Source organism: Leisingera daeponensis DSM 23529, from assembly GCF_000473145.1.
GTDB classification, from domain to species: Bacteria; Pseudomonadota; Alphaproteobacteria; order Rhodobacterales; family Rhodobacteraceae; genus Leisingera; species Leisingera daeponensis.
On the sequence record NZ_KI421500.1, the window covers coordinates 2683273 to 2701814 of the forward strand.

The 18542-nt window shown below is 59.1% G+C and carries 12 protein-coding genes, 3 tRNA genes and 3 rRNA genes; 5 read left to right on the forward strand and 13 right to left on the reverse strand.

Annotated features, from left to right (window positions below):
- From DAEP_RS0113650 to DAEP_RS0113665, 3 genes are all read left to right on the forward strand, one after another.
- On the forward strand, positions 1–948 hold the full coding sequence (locus DAEP_RS0113650) for a sugar kinase (protein ID WP_027245029.1): 948 nt from the start codon (positions 1–3) through the stop codon (positions 946–948).
- Positions 927–1586, forward strand: a complete 660-nt coding sequence (locus DAEP_RS0113655; RefSeq protein WP_027245030.1) for a bifunctional 4-hydroxy-2-oxoglutarate aldolase/2-dehydro-3-deoxy-phosphogluconate aldolase — start codon at positions 927–929, stop codon at positions 1584–1586. Before DAEP_RS0113650 ends, DAEP_RS0113655 begins: the two co-directional genes overlap by 22 nt.
- 257 nt (positions 1587–1843) lie before the next feature.
- A protein-coding gene (locus tag DAEP_RS0113665) for an IS3 family transposase (protein ID WP_154665063.1) occupies positions 1844–2973 on the forward strand; the annotation gives its coding sequence in 2 pieces (ribosomal slippage) (positions 1844–2090 and positions 2090–2973; 1131 coding nt in all).
- 457 nt (positions 2974–3430) lie between these two features.
- Here DAEP_RS0113665 and DAEP_RS23635 read toward each other — a convergent pair.
- The 11 genes from DAEP_RS23635 to msrP all read right to left on the reverse strand — a co-directional run bounded on the left by DAEP_RS23635 (position 3431) and on the right by msrP (position 13458).
- On the reverse strand, positions 3431–4456 hold the full coding sequence (locus DAEP_RS23635; protein ID WP_245595096.1) for an AAA family ATPase: 1026 nt from the start codon (positions 4454–4456) through the stop codon (positions 3431–3433).
- A gap of 1 nt (position 4457) precedes the next feature.
- A complete protein-coding gene (gene tnpB / locus DAEP_RS0113670; protein WP_027245033.1) occupies positions 4458–4832 on the reverse strand; it encodes an IS66 family insertion sequence element accessory protein TnpB in 375 nt (124 codons plus the stop codon).
- Positions 4829–5230: a hypothetical protein gene (locus DAEP_RS23985; protein WP_154665064.1), complete on the reverse strand. Its 402-nt coding sequence runs from the start codon at positions 5228–5230 to the stop codon at positions 4829–4831. The genes tnpB and DAEP_RS23985 overlap by 4 nt, the downstream gene beginning before the upstream one ends.
- 372 nt (positions 5231–5602) lie before the next feature.
- A tRNA-Met gene (locus tag DAEP_RS0113680) sits at positions 5603–5679 on the reverse strand.
- Between the two features lie 44 nt (positions 5680–5723).
- Positions 5724–5838, reverse strand: a 5S ribosomal RNA gene (gene rrf, locus DAEP_RS0113685).
- 210 nt (positions 5839–6048) lie between these two features.
- Positions 6049–8879 (reverse strand): 23S ribosomal RNA (locus tag DAEP_RS0113690).
- Between the two features lie 406 nt (positions 8880–9285).
- Positions 9286–9362: transfer RNA gene (locus DAEP_RS0113695), tRNA-Ile, on the reverse strand.
- Between the two features lie 25 nt (positions 9363–9387).
- Positions 9388–9463, reverse strand: a tRNA-Ala gene (locus DAEP_RS0113700).
- A 151-nt stretch (positions 9464–9614) separates the two neighbouring features.
- A 16S ribosomal RNA gene (locus tag DAEP_RS0113705) occupies positions 9615–11078 on the reverse strand.
- Together the 16S, 23S and 5S rRNA genes with 3 tRNA genes alongside form the textbook arrangement of a ribosomal RNA operon.
- Before the next feature lie 827 nt (positions 11079–11905).
- The gene (gene msrQ, locus DAEP_RS0113710) at positions 11906–12517 is read right to left on the reverse strand and encodes a protein-methionine-sulfoxide reductase heme-binding subunit MsrQ (protein ID WP_027245034.1); all 612 of its coding nucleotides are present in this window, start codon (positions 12515–12517) and stop codon (positions 11906–11908) included.
- A gap of 11 nt (positions 12518–12528) precedes the next feature.
- A complete protein-coding gene (gene msrP / locus DAEP_RS0113715) occupies positions 12529–13458 on the reverse strand; it encodes a protein-methionine-sulfoxide reductase catalytic subunit MsrP (RefSeq protein WP_027245035.1) in 930 nt (309 codons plus the stop codon).
- A gap of 259 nt (positions 13459–13717) precedes the next feature.
- Between msrP and DAEP_RS0113720 the strand changes: the two genes are divergently transcribed.
- Both DAEP_RS0113720 and DAEP_RS0113725 read left to right on the forward strand, forming a co-directional pair.
- A complete protein-coding gene (locus tag DAEP_RS0113720) occupies positions 13718–14155 on the forward strand; it encodes a DUF302 domain-containing protein (RefSeq protein WP_008557022.1) in 438 nt (145 codons plus the stop codon).
- 90 nt (positions 14156–14245) lie between these two features.
- Positions 14246–14815 (forward strand): hypothetical protein, encoded by a 570-nt coding sequence (locus tag DAEP_RS0113725; RefSeq protein WP_027245036.1) that lies wholly within the window; start codon positions 14246–14248, stop codon positions 14813–14815.
- Positions 14816–14848: 33 nt separating this feature from the next.
- On the opposite strand, the gene DAEP_RS23370 is transcribed toward DAEP_RS0113725, so the two are convergent.
- Positions 14849–15490 (reverse strand): TVP38/TMEM64 family protein, encoded by a 642-nt coding sequence (locus DAEP_RS23370; protein WP_161787064.1) that lies wholly within the window; start codon positions 15488–15490, stop codon positions 14849–14851.
- Positions 15491–15618: 128 nt separating this feature from the next.
- Positions 15619–18237 (reverse strand): ATP-dependent chaperone ClpB, encoded by a 2619-nt coding sequence (clpB, locus tag DAEP_RS0113735; protein WP_027245037.1) that lies wholly within the window; start codon positions 18235–18237, stop codon positions 15619–15621.
- Between the last annotated feature and the right edge of the window lie 305 nt (positions 18238–18542).

Consider the following 18542-nt stretch of genomic DNA (forward strand, 5'->3'; position numbering starts at 1 on the left):
ATGTCTAACGCAGAACTTGTTTGTGTGGGTGAGCCCCTATTTGAACTCAGCAACGTCGGCCCGGGCAAATGGAACGCCGGCGTTGGCGGCGATGTTTCGAATGTCGCCGTCGCTGCCGCGCGCCAGGGAACACGGTCGACCATCCTGACCCAGTTGGGCGACGATGATTTCGCGGCCGAGATCCGGAACTTCTGGGCCGCCGAAGGCGTCAACGACGCCTATGTCCCAACCCTGGCAGGTGCCGAGACGGGAATGTACTTCATTACCCACGACGCGGGTGAGCACAAATTCGAGTATCGACGCTCGGGCTCCGCAGCCTCGCAGGTTCGTCCCGAAGATCTTTCGGAGGAAGCCTTTGGCAATGCCGCAATCGTACATCTTTCCGGCATATCACAGGCGATCAGCCCTTCCGCCAGAGCAACGACCGAAAGAGCCATTGCGATTGCGATGAAGAAGGGCATCAGGGTTTCTTACGATCCTAACCTGCGGCTCAAGCTCTGGCCGTTGGAGGAAGCGAGAAAGGTCATCCTGGATACGGTGAGGAAGGTCGACATCTTCCTTCCGGGACTGGATGATGCACGCGTTCTGACAGGCATGGAAGAACCCGTGGATATTGTCCGGTTCTTTGCTGACCTCGGCGCCCCGATCATCGCGCTGACAATGGGCGGCAGAGGCGTTCTGGCGGCCAATGAAGGTGATATGCGTTTCATTCCCAGTCCCCGCGTCGATGCAGTGGATGCGACCGGCGCGGGCGACTGCTTTGACGGTGCCTTCCTGTCACAGCTGATCAACGAACATTCTGTGTTCGATGCCGCCACATATGCGGCCACTGCGGCTGCCATCTCGGTTCAGGGCCATGGCGCCGCAAAATCCATCCCAAATCGCGAAGCTGTTCTGGCTTTGCAAGAACAATGCCGAGGCGAGACATGGACAGCCCCCGAAATCTGAAAAGCAGCAGGATAATCGAGATCTGCCGGCTGTGCCCGGTCATTCCGGTCTTGGAAGTGGAGCAGATCGAGCAGGCAACCCCGTTGGCCCAGGCTTTGATAGCCGGGGGCCTCAGGGTGCTGGAAGTCACCCTGCGCACCGATTGCGCATTGAGCGCGATTTCCGAAATGTCCAAGGTCCCGAATGCGATTGTCGGCGCAGGCACGTTGCGGACGCCCGAAGACGTGCGTGCAGCAAAGCAGGCGGGTGCAAGTTTCGGTGTGTCCCCGGGCGCGACAGATCGGCTTTTGGACGCCTGTGAAGAAACGGGTTTGCCATTGCTGCCCGGCGCTGCCACCGCAAGCGAGGTAATGACCCTGCTTGAGAAGGGCTATACCGCGCAAAAGTTCTTTCCGGCAGAGGCGAGCGGCGGGCGGGCAGCGCTGCGGTCATTCGGTGGGCCGCTGCCACTTGTGAAGTTCTGCCCGACGGGGGGGATCACCCCTGAAAAAGCGACCCATTACCTGGAGTTGGGAAATGTGATGTGTGTCGGTGGCTCCTGGATCGCGCCGACCAGCTTGCTCAGGTCAGGCGACTGGGCTGAGATCGAGACCCGTGCGCGCCACGCTTCCCAACTTGGGGGACAAGCCTCATTCTGAAACCTAAGCAAAAAAACATCGCCCTCATCGCACACGATCTGAAGAAGCGATCTTTGGCCACCTGGGTATTCAACAATCAAACGAAGCTGAAGCGCCACAACATACACGCCACGGCTACGACCGGTGGCATTATACAAGAATGTTGTCCTCAATTGCATATCCAGGTGACAACAAGCGTGCCTCTTGGTGGGGATTGGACGTGTCGCGGTTTGATGCCGCTCCTTTGATAGCATTTATTGCAACAAAGGAGACGAACTATGGGATTGAAACGAACGGACGAGTTCCGCGCTGATGCGGTGCGGATCGCGCTGACGAGTGGACTGACACGCAAACAGGTGGCATCTGATTTGGGCGTTGGCCTATCGACTTTGAATAAGTGGATTTTAGCGCATCGCGACACGGATGTTGTGTCCGATAAGGACCTTGATCTTGCCCGTGAGAATGAACGGCTTCGACGGGAGAACCGCATTCTCAAGGAGGAGAGGGAGATCTTAAAAAAGGCAGCGCAGTTCTTCGCGAGCCAAAAGCCATGAGGTTCAGGTTCATCGAAGAACATCGTGACATTTTTTGCGCCAATCGGATGTGTGCCGTTTTGGATGTCAGGTCTCGCGGCCTGCGGGCCTATCGCAGCCGACCTGCCAGCCAAAGGCAGAGAAGCGATATGGTTGTTCTGGCCCATATCAAGGAACAATCCCGGCTCAGCCTGGGGAGCTATGGGCGGCCGAGAATGACGGAAGAGTTGAAAGAACTGGGCCTGAATGTTGGGCACCGCCGTGTCGGTCGGCTGATGCGCGAGAATGGCATCCGCATCGAACGATCCAAGAGATACAAGGTGACGACCGACAGCAACCACGCTTTCAATATTGCGCCCAACCTGTTGAACCGGGACTTCCGCGCAGATCGCCCCAACCAGAAATGGGTCGGTGACATCAGCTATGTCTGGACCCGCGAAGGCTGGCTCTACCTCGCCGTGATCCTTGACCTACATTCACGCCGGGTGATCGGCTGGGCGGTCAGCAACAGGATGAAGCGTGATCTGGCAATCCGGGCATTGAAGATGGCCGTGGCACTGCGGCAACCGCCCAAAGGATGCCTTCATCACACGGATCGCGGCAGCCAATACTGTTCTCACGATTATCAGAAGCTCCTGCGCCAGCATGGGTTCCAGGTATCGATGAGCGGCAAAGGCAATTGTTATGACAACGCCGCAGTTGAAACATTCTTCAAAACCATCAAGGCTGAATTGATCTGGCGGCAGTCCTGGCCAACGCGACGGGCCGCCGAGCTGGCAATCTTCGAATACATCAACGGCTTCTACAATCCGCGAAGGCGGCACTCAGCATTGGGCTGGAAAAGCCCGGTCGCTTTCGAACGGAAAGTGGCCTAAACGAGCACCTGGGGCGGCACAAAAACGGGACACGTCCAGAGATCATCCGAAGCATCCACGAGCAGGGCCGGATTGTATCCGAGGCGCTCGCACAGCTCGCCGCAATGATAGGTGAGGATGAGGTAGACTGATCGGGCGTCAAGTAACCCGTGATATCAACCGGTCGGTTCTGTCACATCGGGAGCATTACCCTCAATTCATCTGCTGCCGTGATGCCACGTATACTTTTGTCCGCTGGGAGGCCGCCGCATCCGGGAAACCAACCCTTGCTGCACAATGCACGAATGTCCGAGAAAGGCTGCCTGTCAATATTGCCCGATGCCCCGTAACCAGGCGTGAATGCTACGGGGCCGTTTTTCGTTGTGGCAGTTGTCTCACCCACGTCGCGATCAATGCAAAATCGGATGCCTCTCCAGATCATATGCGCGTTGGACCACACGCGCTGCGGTTCGCAAGCTCATACTTTGGTCCTTTCGGCCTGCGCGGGTGAACGCTTCCACCGCAGCCTCGATCCCAGTGTCCTTAATACCCTTCTTGCCCCCTCCCGGCGAATAAATTTCACCAGCTCAGCTTGTGTCAGATGTCGCAAACGGATTGGCGGGCATCTGCTTAGAAGAGGCTCAGGCAAACTTCGGTAGTCATTCGAGGTCAGCACCCACGCAACCCAGCTCATGTCGAATTTCACTTGGTAGTATGGGCAGCTCCAGTTTTGCGCCGTCAGAGGCTCAAGAAGGGGCAGCAAAGCCTCGGTCAGCCCAAACGCTCGTCCTGATACAGATTTCGCGGTGCCAGCTTTTTCGACCTCGTCAACGACAACCACCGGGTTCGCGACGCGAGATTGAAGAATGGTTTCCAAAATTCGGCCGGGAGCGGCATTGCTCCAGCCTTTCTGTGAGCCGACAATTCCAAAAGATGCGTTCTCATTGGTAGCTTCGATCACTGTCGTAGGAACCGACAGCAATTCACCCAGACGGCGGGCCCAATAGCTTTTTCCAATCCCAGGCGGTCCATCTAGTAGAATAGGCGGCAAGCGAAGCCCTGCCGTTCCGTCTCGAACCGACCTCCGCATCGCGTGCCATATCTGCTCGGTCGCGGCGCCCATCCATGGCATTTCTTCATGCAGCGCCGCCGCAATTTCATCAGCACGATGCTCGGTAGTTAACTCCACGAGATTGACCCCGTCATGCAGCGTCGTGAGGCGCTCGCGGTCAGCTCTGACGAGATGAGCGAGGCCGGACGCAGCTTGTCTGCGTTCGATCATCCTTCCGGCGCGTCTTTGAACGCGGATCCTGTCAATGTGCGTAATATCTACCGAAAGCAGCTTATCGGCATCACCCTCGGGCAACTGTTGTTTGCCAGATCTAAAAGCGTCTACGCGCCCGCACCTCAACAACCGCAGATGCCGGGTGAAACGCTTCTCCAGCCTTTCTCTGGTTTCCTCAGGCGGGAAAAAACGGACGTCGATGAAGGATATCAATGGCATTCTATTGAACCTCGGCATGCTGGCCTTGAAAGAGAGCGGGACGGTGATAAGGCGCAGAGGCAACCCGGCGCCAATCTATCCCTTCAAACAGGGCCTCGAACTGGGCCTTCGTCAGGGTCATTGTTCCATCCGACAATTTGGGCCAAATGAAACCAGCGCCTTCGATGCGCTTGTAGATCAGAACCAGGCCGGTACCGTCCCACATAAGCACCTTGATCTTGTCACGCCCCTTGGAACGGAACACGAAGAAGGCTCCTGAAAACGGATCAAGTTCGAAATTGGTCATGACGTAGTTGGCGAGGCCATTAATGCCCTTTCGGAAATCGACAGGCGTCGTCGCCAGGTAAATCTTGAATGAGTTTGACGGAGCGATCATGAGGTTTGACCGGCAACCCGAATGAGTCTCAATAAATCGGCTTCGGGTATGCTAACTGGGAACTCAAAACACAGCGCACCACTGTGGAAACGCGCAAATCCAGGTGGTGTGCCGGGAGTTTCGACCGGGGCCGAAGAAGGCTGGCTTTCTTCTGCCATCCTGATTTCGGCGAACGCAGGGCCTTGGACCGCGATATGCTCGCCTCGGCTGCGGCGGTCAGCGACCCACCACTTACGAACGAGGCGTTCATGGGCTCCCAGTTCCGCGGCGATGTCACCGGGAGACAGGCCGTCCTCCCGGATGCGCCGGGTTGCTTCCCGTTTCAGGTCAATGGGCCAGATATTCTTGCCTGAAGGGGATGTTTCAATGGTGAAACCCCAAACCTCATGTTTCGACATGTTCGCCTCCTGCTGTGGATTGGAGGCCAACATATCACTGGTTCGTTGAACGCGTTTAGATGCCTTCGAGGGGGGTGGATGCAACGCTTACGGACAACCCGGAGCCCCCTGCCCTGCGGCTTCACCCGAGCCTGTCGGCGCGGTACCGGGAGCTGATAGAGGACCTGGCAGTGTCCCTGAATGCGCCGGAGGTACGGCGGGAGGCGACGGCGTCGCTGCGGGCTTTGATTTCAGAGGTGCGGATGGTTCCGGACGGTGCTGCGCCGGGCGGCCATCAGCTTGAACTTGTTGGGGAATTGGCGGGGCTGATGGCTTTGGGGAGCCCTGAATCGAAAAAGCCCCCGCTGTTTGCAGGGGCTTGGTCGGAAACGATGGTTGCGGGAGCAGGATTTGAACCTGCGACCTTCAGGTTATGAGCCTGACGAGCTACCTGGCTGCTCCATCCCGCGACAGGTGTTTAATGATCGTTATGAGAGGTATTGGATTTTACTAGGTTTGGCGGTGACCTACTCTCCCAGGGCTTGAGCCCAAGTACCATCGGCGCGACAGTGCTTAACTTCCGGGTTCGGGATGGGACCGGGTGTTTCACTTGTGCTGTGGCCACCAAACCAAGAAAAATCCAATACCGACGGCCTTGGGTATCAAGGCATTCGAGGGGCAGGCAGCGCATTTGTTTATGGGATGCGCTTTCCGGCCCTGCTGCTGTGTCACCGCCTTGTGGCGGCAGGCACGGCAGCCTGCGTCGGTTACAATCAACGTTGTCCGTTTTTTTGGGATGGTTTGCTTGTTTGGCCATGTAACACTGTCTGTTACTGGATCAAATCAAGCCTATCGGGCGATTAGTACCGGTCAGCTGAACGCATTGCTGCGCTTACACCTCCGGCCTATCGGCGTGGTGGTCTTCCACGGCCCTCAGGGATACCTTGTTTTGAGGGGGGCTTCCCGCTTAGATGCCTTCAGCGGTTATCCTGTCCGATCATAGCTACCCAGCACTGCTATTGGCATAACAACTGGTCCACCAGTGGATCGTTCACCCCGGTCCTCTCGTACTAGGGGCAACTCCTCTCAAGTATCCTGCACCCACGGCAGATAGGGACCGAACTGTCTCACGACGTTCTAAACCCAGCTCACGTACCTCTTTAAACGGCGAACAGCCGTACCCTTGGGACCTGCTCCAGCCCCAGGATGAGATGAGCCGACATCGAGGTGCCAAACACTGCCGTCGATATGGACTCTTGGGCAGTATCAGCCTGTTATCCCCGGCGTACCTTTTATCCGTTGAGCGATGGCCCTTCCACGCGGGACCACCGGATCACTATGGCCGACTTTCGTCTCTGCTCGACTTGTCAGTCTTGCAGTCAGGCTGGCTTCTGCCATTGCACTCAACGAGCGATTTCCGACCGCTCTGAGCCAACCTTCGCGCGCCTCCGTTACTCTTTAGGAGGCGACCGCCCCAGTCAAACTACCCGCCACGCAGGGTCCCGGATCCGGATAACGGACCGCGGTTAGACATCAAGAGTGCGAAGGGTGGTATCTCAAGGGAGGCTCCACCGGGACTTGCGTCCCGGCTTCGATGCCTACCACCTATCCTGCACATCACAATCCTGATGCCAGTGCGAAGCTGTAGTAAAGGTGCACGGGGTCTTTCCGTCTAACCGCGGGAAGCCTGCATCTTGACAGGCAATTCAATTTCGCTGAGTCGATGTTGGAGACAGCGGGGAAGTCGTTACGCCATTCGTGCAGGTCGGAACTTACCCGACAAGGAATTTCGCTACCTTAGGACCGTTATAGTTACGGCCGCCGTTTACCTGGGCTTCAATTCGGAGCTCTCACCCCTCCTTTTAACCTTCAGGCACCGGGCAGGCGTCAGACCCTATACGTCGCCTTACGGCTTCGCAGAGCCCTGTGTTTTTAATAAACAGTCGCCACCCCCTGGTTTGTGCCCCCGGATCCAAGTTGCCTTGAACCCGGGCCTCCTTCTCGCGAACTTACGGAGGTATTTTGCCGAGTTCCTTCAACATCGTTCTCTCAAGCGCCTTGGTATGCTCTACCAGTCCACCTGTGTCGGTTTAGGGTACGGTCTGATGGAGGGCTATTTCCAGGAACCAATCAGCGGCCCGCCCAATCCGATAAGGGCGAACAACCTTCATGATCCGTCACATCCTCCTGGCCCACGAATATTAACGTGGTTCCCATCGCCTACGCCTTTCGGCCTCGGCTTAGGGGCCGGCTTACCCTGCTCAGATTAGCTTTAAGCAGGAACCCTTGGACTTTCGGCGAGAGTGTCTCTCACACTCTTTGTCGCTACTCATGTCATCATTCTCGCTAGTGATCTCTCCACCGGATGGCTCACGCCCCGGCTTCATCGAAAGCTCCTTGCGTCCAATCTTTCCCGGAGGAAAGTAAGGACGCATGGAACTATGTCACACTACGCTCTGCTACCATGCCCTATGGGCATCCTCGGCTTCGGCTCATGGCTTGAGCCCCGTTACATCTTCGCCGCAAGACATCTTAATTAGACCAGTGAGCTGTTACGCTATCTTTAAAGGATGGCTGCTTCTAAGCCAACCTCCTGGTTGTTTTGGACGTCTCACCTGCTTTCCCACTTAGCCATGAATTGGGGGCCTTAGCCGGAGGTCAGGGTTGTTTCCCTCTCCACGACGGACGTTAGCATCCGCCGTGTGTCTGCCATCTAGTACTCCCGGGTATTCGGAGTTTGGTTAGGATCAGTAAGCCTGTGGGGCCCCATTACCCATCCAGTGCTCTACCCCCCGGGGTATTCGGATGACGCTCTACCTAAATAGATTTCGCAGAGAACCAGCTATCTCCGAGTTTGATTGGCCTTTCACCCCTAGGCACAGCTCATCCCGATCCTTTTCAACGGATGTGGGTTCGGTCCTCCAGTGCGTGTTACCGCACCTTCAACCTGGCCATGCCTAGATCACTCGGTTTCGGGTCTGATCCCACGAACTCATGCGCCCTATTAAGACTCGCTTTCGCTGCGCCTACACCTAGCGGTTTAAGCTTGCTCGTGAGACCAAGTCGATGACCCATTATACAAAAGGTACGCTGTCAGCCCTCAAGGGGCCTCCAACTGATTGTAGGCGTTCGGTTTCAGGTACTGTTTCACTCCCCTCGCCGGGGTGCTTTTCACCTTTCCCTCACGGTACTGGTTCGCTATCGGTCAGTAAGGAGTACTTAGCCTTCGGAGGTGGTCCTCCGATCTTCGAACAGGATTTCACGTGTCCCGCCCTACTTAATACGTCCCTCAAAGCTTCCCATACGGGGCTGTCACCCGCTCTGGCTGCGTTTCCCAACGCATTCTGGTCACTTATCAGGCTCGGCTGGTCCGCGTTCGCTCGCCGCTACTAACGGAGTCTCTATTGATGTCCTTTCCTCCGGGTACTTAGATGTTTCAGTTCCCCGGGTTTGCTCTTAAAGACCTATGTATTCAGTCCTTAAGTACCTGGTTAAGCCCATTATAAGCAGCCTTGCGGCTATTATAACAAACTTTCAGGTGGGTTCCCCCATTCAGAGATCTTGGGATCAAAGCCTATTCCCGGCTCCCCCAAGCTTATCGCAGGGTATCACGTCTTTCATCGCCTCTTACTGCCAAGGCATCCACCAAACGCCCTTCTCGCGCTTGATTTGATCCAGAAAAAGACAGTGTATCTGCCACGGTGCGGAAGCTGGTAAGAAACCGCACCTTTATTCTGAACCAAAAAGCAAACTATCCCGCTCCCAGCCATGTCGGTGGCCGGGAACTTGTTGCATGATCGTGCGATCATGCGGGTTAGTGTACTTGACTTGGACAACACTGTCGTTTCAGCCAGGCAGACCCGCGGGTGCCCGAGGAAAGGGGCATGATCGCAGGCTCGCGTCACTTCCGAAGAAGATCGGCACCTCACTGAGGCTCTCCCCTCACGCGGGGCGCCAACAGTATTGTTGATTGTATCTCTCTTAACGATGTCAATGTGTGCGTCTGAAGAACAGACGTTCAAACAGTCACAAACTGCTTGAAGATATGTTCTTCCACAGGACCACTTCCGGGGAAGTGGTGGGTCGAGGAGGACTTGAACCTCCGGCCTCACGCTTATCAGGCGTGCGCTCTAACCACCTGAGCTACCGACCCATATTGTCCGGGCCGTTTGCATGAGTGGTGGAGCCTAGGAGGATCGAACTCCTGACCTCCTGAATGCAAATCAGGCGCTCTCCCAGCTGAGCTAAGGCCCCTTGCTTTTGGATCCCTGCCGGGCAGGCATCCGATGTTTTCTGAAGAGATATGAGGACGGTCCGGTCCGTATGCGACCGGCTTTGTTTGCCGGTCTTCTGCTAAGTGATGCACGATCAGGAGCAAGCTCCGTGATGCTAGCATCATCCTTAGAAAGGAGGTGATCCAGCCGCAGGTTCCCCTACGGCTACCTTGTTACGACTTCACCCCAGTCGCTGAGCTCACCGTGGTCCGCTGCCTCCTCGAAAGGTTGGCGCACGGCCTTCGGGTAAACCCAACTCCCATGGTGTGACGGGCGGTGTGTACAAGGCCCGGGAACGTATTCACCGCGTCATGCTGTTACGCGATTACTAGCGATTCCGACTTCATGCCGCCGAGTTGCAGACGACAATCCGAACTGAGACAGTTTTTTGGGATTAACCCATTGTCACTGCCATTGTAGCACGTGTGTAGCCCAACCCGTAAGGGCCATGAGGACTTGACGTCATCCACACCTTCCTCCCGCTTATCACGGGCAGTTTCCTTAGAGTGCCCAGCCGAACTGCTGGCAACTAAGGATGTGGGTTGCGCTCGTTGCCGGACTTAACCGAACATCTCACGACACGATGCTGAGACAGCCATGCAGCACCTGTCACCGGGTCACCGAAGTGAAAACCAGATCTCTCTGGCGGTCCCGGGATGTCAAGGGTTGGTAAGGTTCTGCGCGTTGCTTCGAATTAAACCACATGCTCCACCGCTTGTGCGGGCCCCCGTCAATTCCTTTGAGTTTTAACCTTGCGGCCGTACTCCCCAGGCGGAATGCTTAATCCGTTAGGTGTGACACCAACAAGCATGCTTGCTGACGTCTGGCATTCATCGTTTACGGTGTGGACTACCAGGGTATCTAATCCTGTTTGCTCCCCACACTTTCGCACCTCAGCGTCAGTATCGAGCCAGTGAGCCGCCTTCGCCACTGGTGTTCCTCCGAATATCTACGAATTTCACCTCTACACTCGGAATTCCACTCACCTCTCTCGAACTCAAGACTGGGAGTTTTGGAGGCCGTTCCAGGGTTGAGCCCTGGGATTTCACCCCCAACTTTCCAATCCGCCTACGCGCGCTTTACGCCCAGTAATTCCGAACAACGCTAACCCCCTCCGTATTACCGCGGCTGCTGGCACGGAGTTAGCCGGGGTTTCTTTACCAGATACTGTCATTATCATCTCTGGCGAAAGAGCTTTACGACCCTAGGGCCTTCATCACTCACGCGGCATGGCTGGATCAGGCTTGCGCCCATTGTCCAAGATTCCCCACTGCTGCCTCCCGTAGGAGTCTGGGCCGTGTCTCAGTCCCAGTGTTGCTGATCATCCTCTAAAACCAGCTATAGATCGTAGACTTGGTAGGCCATTACCCCACCAACTATCTAATCTAACGCGGGCCGATCCTTCTCCGATAAATCTTTCCCCCGAAGGGCGTATAAGGTATTACTCACCGTTTCCAGTGGCTATTCCTTAGAGAAGGGCACGTTCCCACGCGTTACTAACCCGTCCGCCGCTCACCCCGAAGGGCGCGCTCGACTTGCATGTGTTAGGCCTGCCGCCAGCGTTCGTTCTGAGCCAGGATCAAACTCTCAAGTTGAAACGCTCGTTAAAGCGTATCCTTGACGTTCGAACCTCTGCACATCTTCACCAGGAGGCTAATCCTGATGAAAGTCTCTGTCTGTTGTGCTTCAGTACCAAAGGCACCGAAAGCCGAACAAACAGTGAAGCTGACACCACATCATCGGGCCGGAGCCCTAGTGGCGCGATATACAGAAGTCTGATCCATCGAAATGAACCGTGACCGCCCGCATATCTCTTCAGTTATCCATCAATGTCAAAGAGCAAACACCCGGAGGCCAAAAACCAGACCGATGCGCCAATCTTCCGGCGCGCCCGCCTCATCAAACCCTCAGATGCCGCTGTCTCTCCAGCGCGTCCCGCCGTCTCTCCGGCGTGTTTCCCGATCCGTTACCGCGTCGCCGCCGCCCCGTCCGGTGTGTCTCAGCAGCGCCTCAGCGCCGCCGGTGAGGGGGCTTTTACGGTTACCCCCGCAGACCCGCAACCCCAAAATTCAGAAAAACGCAGAATTCCGCAAAGAAAAATCGCACATCCAATAAAAACAATAGCTTACACCAAAACAAAGTCAGCACCCCTGACCCGCTTCCCGCCCCAACCCCGCCCCGAAAACCCCGCCAAACACCCCCAAACCGGCCCCCGGAACACTTACCCACCGACTCGCGCCCCTTATCCACAGACCCGAACCCCGGAATCGCGGCAAACCCAATAGACTCACCCCTCCGCCCGCCCGGAATCGCCAGGGCAACACGGGCCAAAGGACAAACCGCGCACAGCACCAAAGAAGAAGGGCAGCCAAATGGCTGCCCCTCCATGGGTCTTCCAAAAGCCTCGTATACAGGTCCGGCCTTAGACGCCCACGCCCGCGGCCTGTCTCAGCCAGCGGCTGCCGGCCAGACGCAGCGCCAGCAGAAACAGCACAAGCCCCAGGTAAATCAGCGGCTCGATCTGGAACCCTTTTGACAGCATTACGTAGTGCGCAGCCCCAAGCACCGCAGCGGCATAGGTCAGCCGGTGCAGCCGAGACCAGGCACGGCCAAGCTTTCGGACAGCAAGATTGCTGGAGGTCAAAGCCAGCGGCAGCATCAGGACAAAGGCGCCCATGCCGATGGTGATATAGGGCCGCTTGGCAATGTCAGTGAGGATCTGGCCCAGGATCTGCACATCCAGCACCAGCCAGACCAGCAGGTGGCACAGGACATAGAAGAAGCACAGCAGCCCAACCGCCCGGCGGAACTTCAGCAGGTTGAGGCCCAGCAGGCGGCGCATCGGTGAGATCGCAAGCGTCAGGATCAGAAGCTGCAGCGCCAGTTTCCCGTATTCATGCTCCAGCGCCCTGACCGGCTCCACGCCAAGACCGCCCGTCAGACCAAGATAGAACAGCCAGGGAGCCGGCAGCGCGCCCAGAAGATAGACCGCCCAAACGGGCAGACGCCGGACAAGCTGGTTTGCAAATCCCATGCGCGGCCTCCTCAGAAATACTCGCTCAGGTCCATGCCTTCATAGAGGGCAGCGACCTCGGCCTCGTATCCGTTGAACATCAGCGTCGGCTGGCGGCGGGCAAACAGCCCCCCGCCGATGCGGCGCTCGCTGGCCTGGCTCCAGCGCGGGTGCGAGACGTCCGGGTTCACATTACTGTAGAAGCCGTACTCGCGGGGGTTCGCCATGTTCCAGCTGGTCTGCGGCTCTTCATCGGTCAGGGTGATGCGCACCACCGACTTGATCGATTTGAAGCCGTATTTCCACGGCACCACCAGCCGCAGCGGCGCACCGTTCTGGTTGGGCAGCGGTTCGCCGAAGATTCCGGTGGCCATGATCGTCAGCGGATGCATCGCCTCGTCCAGCCGCAAACCTTCGCGGTAGGGCCAGTCGAGCACTTTATAGGCGGTGCCCGGCATTTCAGAGGGCCGGTACAAGGTCTCGAAGGCTACGTATTTTGCGCCCTCCTGCACGCCCGCCAGATTCAGCAGGTCGGCCAGTTCAAACCCCTGCCAGGGCACAACCATCGACCAAGCCTCGACACACCGGAACCGGTAGATGCGCTCTTCCAGCGTCATCTCGCCCAGGATCTGCTCAAAGGAATAGTCTCCGGGGTTGTCCACCATCCCGTCGATGGCAACACTCCAGGGATCGGTGGTCATCCGGCCCGCATATTCGGAGGGATCCCCCTTGCCGGTGCCGAACTCATAGAAGTTGCAATAGCTGGTCACCTCCTCCCAGGTGTTGGGTTCCAGCGCCTGCTCCGCCTGACCGGCGGGTGCCAGGTCCGCCTGCGCCTGGCTGCCCAGCGCCGCGGCCAGCCCGGAGCCAGCCAGCCCGGCCATGATCCGGCGGCGGTTCCAGAACGCGGCTTGCGGGGTTGCGTCTGCGTAGGTCAAATCGTTGGTCCAGCGGCGGGCCATACAGCTCTCCTGATTTCATGTCATATCTGAGGTAGCGGCGCCCCGCGCAAAACCCAAAACATATCCTGTCACGACTGCGCGAGAGATCTGTAACGTAACGCTCGCGGCTTTAGCGGCGGTCAACGCGGGAAGCATGAAAACGGCACCGCGGCAATTTTCCCGGTGACGGGCCGACCCATCCCATGCAAACATCAAAATATGTTTGACGCAACCGGCCGCGCCGGCGCTTCCGCCCGGCGGCCATCCAGGGAGACGAACCGTGAAAAAGCGCATCGCCGCAGCAGCCCTCGCCCTCACCGCCCAAACCGCCGCAGCGCAGGAGGCCGCGCTCTACACCACCGAGCTGGCCTATGACGATGTGGTCTTTGGCCTGGAAAGCGCCATCACCAACCGCGGGCTGGTGGTCGACCACGTCAGCCATGTGGGCGACATGCTGGAGCGCACCCGCGCCGATGTCGGATCTGACGTGGTGCTGTTTCAGAACGCGCAGGTTTTCTCCTTCTGCTCCGCCCAGCTGTCGCGCGAGGTGATGGAGGCGGATCCGATGAATATCTCCTTCTGCCCCTATAACATCTTCGTGGCCCAGCTGCCGGACACGCAGGAGGTCACCATCGGGTTCCGCTCCTTCCCCGAGGGAGAGATGCAAGTGATCCAGGATCTGCTGGACGGCATCGTCCAGGAAGCGATCGAAGAATAAGCCGCCGGCCGGGAAATTTCCCCGCTGCACTGCCCGTCCGTTTTCAGTATGCTGGCCGGAAACAGAATTTCCGGCACGGGCAGAGCTTTCATGAAATCCTACCTCGCTTCCCTGATCATACTGGCGGCGGCAACGCTGGCTGGCTGCGGCACGGCTCCCACTGCAACCAAGAACGATGTCGAAGAGCTGTCTCTCGCTCTGCAGTCGCTGGACCCCGGGGTCGACCCGGGCGAGGCCCGCCGCGCGGCGGAACTCGCCTACAGCTACTCCGCTCAGTTGGCCAAGCAGTATGATGTCACCACCTCGCCAATCATCCACAACACGCTGGTCAACAGCGGTGTCAAGGCGCGCGGCGTCTGCGTGCATTACGCGGAGGACATGGAGGCGCGCCTCAATCAGGAGAACTTCCGGACTCTTTCGATGCTGCGCGCCATTGCCGAGCCGAAAAGCGATTTCCGCATCGACCACAGCACCGCAGTGATCGCCGCCAACGGCGATGGCATATATGACGGCATCGTGCTTGATCCCTGGCGCTATGGCGGCAAGCTCTACTGGTCAGCCACAACCGAAGACCCCCGGTACGACTGGGAGCCGCGCCTGGAGGTCCTGCGACGCAAATACGAGCGCCGGATGGCGAAGGAAGTGGCGGCAGGCAGTTAAACCCGCCGCCATTCCCTGTTGCCCGGCCCTGCATCAGATCCAGGGCCGCGCCAGCCGGTGCATTGCAAACAGAACAACAAGCAGCCCGGCTGAAACCGCCGCCAGCACCGGCCAGTCCATATCCAGCATCTGCGCCCCGAACCACGTGGACAGCAGCGTCACCGGCAGAATGCCCAGCGCCGTGGTCCATACAAAGGTCCAAACCCGGACCCGGGTCAGCCCGGCAGCATAATTGATCAGGTTAAAGGCGATCACCGGAATCAGGCGCGCAGCCAGCAGCGCCAGCGCGCCCCGTTCCTCCGTCCAGGCATCCATTTGCCGCAGCTGCGCGCCGCTCAGCACGGCCCGCAGCGGCTTTCGCCCCAGTCCGCGCGCGATCCCGAAGGCCACCAGCGCGCCAAGCATTGCCCCTGACCAGATCAGTACAGCCCCTAAAAGCGTGCCAAAGACCGCCCCCGCGCACAGCGCCAGGATTTCCGCCGGAAACGGCACAAAGGAATGCACCACCATCAGAACGATCACCACCAGCGGTGCCCAGGCGCCTGTGCTGCGCAGCCAAGCCGCCATCTCCTCAACCGGGCGCACCTGCCCATCCAGCACAAAGGCCGCCAGCGCGCCGCACAGCAGCACGAGGAGGAATGCGGCAAAGGCCGCTCTGCGCCCGGAATGCGTCATGGAACCGGCGCCTGCGCAAGGAACAGCTTCCATTCTAACGCTTTCCGCCACGACCGCAAAACGCGCCGTTCGGCAGGCATGAAAAGGCCCGCCACTCAGGGCGGGCCTTTTCGCTTCAGATCCTGGTGTTAATGCACGACGGCATCATCGGGACGCGGCCTGCCGCTGATGCCCAGCCGCTCGCCAATGATCAGCCCCTCGCTGCCGGCCGAGACCGGAACGGTATCGCCGTCCTTGATCTCGCCGCCCAGCAGGGCCTCGGCCAGCGGGTTCTGCAACGCGCGCTGGATCACCCGCTTCAGCGGCCGGGCGCCGAACACCGGGTCATACCCCTCATCCGCCAGCCAGGTCTTGGCCGCTTCGTCCACCTCCAGCGTGATCTTGCGCCCCGCCAGCCGCTTGAGCAGCCGGGCCAGCTGGATCTCGACGATGCCGTCCATGTCCTTGCGGTTCAGGCGGTCGAAGATGATGGTCTCATCCAGACGGTTCAGGAACTCGGGCCGGAAGTGGGCCCGCACCGCATCCATCACGTCGCGCTTGGCCTCCGAGGCATCGGCCCCGTCCGGCAGCTGGCTCAGCGCCTGCGCGCCAAGGTTCGAGGTCAGCACAATCAGCGTCTGCTTAAAGTCGACGGTGCGGCCCTGGCCGTCGGTCAGCATACCGTCGTCCAGCACCTGCAGCAGCACGTTGAACACGTCGGGATGCGCCTTTTCGACCTCGTCGAACAGCACCACCTGATAGGGACGGCGGCGAACGGCCTCGGTCAGCGCCCCGCCCTCGTCATAGCCGACATAGCCCGGAGGCGCGCCGATCAGCCGGGCGACCGAGTGCTTCTCCATATATTCCGACATGTCGATCCGCACCATCGCGTGCTCGTCGTCGAACAGGAAGCCGGCAACCGCCTTGGTCAGCTCAGTCTTGCCCACGCCGGTCGGACCGAGGAACAGGAACGACCCCAGCGGCCGGTTCTCGTCATTCAGGCCCGCACGCGCGCGGCGCACCGCATTGGCGACCGCCGTCACAGCCGTATTCTGGCCGATCACCCGGCGGTGCAGCTCATCTTCCATGCGCAACAGCTTCTCGCGCTCGCCCTCTAGCATCTTGGAGGTCGGAATACCGGTCCAGCGCTCAACCACAGCGGCGATCTGCTCAGGGCGCACAGCTTCCTCGACCATCAGCCCCTGCTCTTCCTTCTGCTCGGCATCGGCCAGCTGCTTCTCCAGCCCAGGGATAACGCCATAGGACAGCTCGCCAGCCTTGGCCAGGTTGCCCTCCCGCTTGGCAATGTCGAGCTCCGCGCGGGCGCGGTCCAGCTGCTCCTTCAGGTCGCGGGCCGAGGCCAGCTTGTCGCGCTCCGCCTGCCACTGCGCAGTCATCTCCGCGGACTGCTCTTGCAAGTCCGAGAGTTCCTTTTGCAGCTTTTCCAGCCGGTCCTTGGAGGCAGCATCCTCCTCCAGCTTCAGCGCCTCTTCCTCGATCTGCATCTGCAGGATCTGACGGTCCAGCGCATCCAGCTCTTCCGGCTTCGAATCCACCTGCATCCGCAGGCGGGAGGCGGCTTCGTCCATCAGGTCGATCGCCTTGTCCGGCAGGAAGCGGTCCGTGATATAGCGGTTCGACAGCGTCGCCGCCGCCACCAGCGCCGCATCGGCGATGCGCACCCCGTGGTGCAGCTCGTACTTCTCCTTGATGCCGCGCAGGATCGACACGGTGTCCTCCACCGTCGGCTCCGTCACCATCACCGGCTGGAACCGGCGGGCCAGGGCTGCGTCCTTCTCAACGTACTTACGGTATTCATCCAGCGTGGTGGCGCCGATGCAATGCAGCTCGCCGCGCGCCAGCGCCGGCTTGATCAGGTTGGCCGCATCCATGGCGCCGTCCGATTTGCCCGCGCCGACCAGCGTGTGCATCTCATCAATGAACAGAATAATCTCACCCGCTGCCTCGGTAACTTCGGTCAGCACCGCCTTAAGACGTTCCTCGAATTCACCGCGGTATTTGGCACCGGCGATCAGCGCACCCATGTCGAGCGCGAGCAGCTTCTTGTCGCGCAGGGATTCCGGCACATCGCCATTAATGATGCGCAGCGCCATGCCCTCGGCAATCGCGGTTTTGCCCACACCCGGCTCACCGATCAGCACCGGGTTGTTCTTGGTCCGGCGCGACAGCACCTGCATCGAGCGGCGGATTTCCTCGTCCCGGCCGATGATCGGGTCGATTTTGCCCTCGCGCGCCGCTTCCGTCAGGTCGCGGGCGTATTTCTTCAGCGCGTCATAGCCTTCCTCAGCGGTTGCCGAGTCGGCCGTGCGCCCCTTGCGGATATCGTTGATCGCCTCGTTCAGTTTCTGGGCGGTGACATTGCCCGCCTCCAGCGCTTCCTTGGCCTTGGATTTCACCATGCACAGTGCCATCAGCAGCCGTTCCACCGGCACAAAGCTGTCGCCCGCCTTTTCGGCAATCCTGGCGGCCTCATCCAGCACCTTGGCGGTTTGGCCGTCCAAATAGATTTGCGCGGAATCGCCGCTCACCTTGGGCTGCTTAGTGACTGCCGCATCAACGGCCTCCGCCACGCGTGCAGGCTGGCCGCCTGCGCGGGAGATCAGGTTGCTCGCCAGCCCCTGATCGTCGTCCATCAAAGCTTTCAGAATATGCTCCGGCACCAGCCGCTGGTGCCCCTCGCGCATCGCAATCGTCTGCGCCGCCTGCACGAACCCCCGTGCACGCTCCGTGAACTTGTTCAAGTCCATCTTGCTCTCCTTTATCAAGCGCCCGCGTTGCTGGCAGCGCCCGCTTAGCGGCACGCCCCGGTCCGGGCCTCGGCTTTAGATGTGGGAAGCGATGCCGCCGCTTCAAGATCATCATGCCCGCAAAAGGTGAGGAAATCCCTGACCTGCGTCAACTTTGCCCACCGCCCGCGGCCCCGGACGCAACCGCGCCGCGCGCCAGCGCGGCGCCGGGCCCAAAATCTGCAATAGGCCCCGCTCTCGGGGCCTGTTCAGATGCGGGAGCGCCCGCCTGCCGCGGCGGCACCTTGCCGAATGCCCGCCCCTTG

What these genes read in the sequence shown, in the direction of transcription:
- clpB (WP_027245037.1), bottom strand. Translation starts at nt 18,237, where the DNA reads ATGGACTTGAACAAGTTCACGGAGCGTGCACGGGGGTTCGTGCAGGCG.
- DAEP_RS23635 (WP_245595096.1), bottom strand. Translation starts at nt 4,456, where the DNA reads ATGCCATTGATATCCTTCATCGACGTCCGTTTTTTCCCGCCTGAGGAA.
- DAEP_RS23370 (WP_161787064.1), bottom strand. Translation starts at nt 15,490, where the DNA reads ATGACGCATTCCGGGCGCAGAGCGGCCTTTGCCGCATTCCTCCTCGTG.
- DAEP_RS23985 (WP_154665064.1), bottom strand. Translation starts at nt 5,230, where the DNA reads ATGTCGAAACATGAGGTTTGGGGTTTCACCATTGAAACATCCCCTTCA.
- DAEP_RS0113650 (WP_027245029.1), top strand. Translation starts at nt 1, where the DNA reads ATGTCTAACGCAGAACTTGTTTGTGTGGGTGAGCCCCTATTTGAACTC.
- DAEP_RS0113655 (WP_027245030.1), top strand. Translation starts at nt 927, where the DNA reads ATGGACAGCCCCCGAAATCTGAAAAGCAGCAGGATAATCGAGATCTGC.
- DAEP_RS0113725 (WP_027245036.1), top strand. Translation starts at nt 14,246, where the DNA reads ATGAAATCCTACCTCGCTTCCCTGATCATACTGGCGGCGGCAACGCTG.
- msrP (WP_027245035.1), bottom strand. Translation starts at nt 13,458, where the DNA reads ATGGCCCGCCGCTGGACCAACGATTTGACCTACGCAGACGCAACCCCG.
- tnpB (WP_027245033.1), bottom strand. Translation starts at nt 4,832, where the DNA reads ATGATCGCTCCGTCAAACTCATTCAAGATTTACCTGGCGACGACGCCT.
- msrQ (WP_027245034.1), bottom strand. Translation starts at nt 12,517, where the DNA reads ATGGGATTTGCAAACCAGCTTGTCCGGCGTCTGCCCGTTTGGGCGGTC.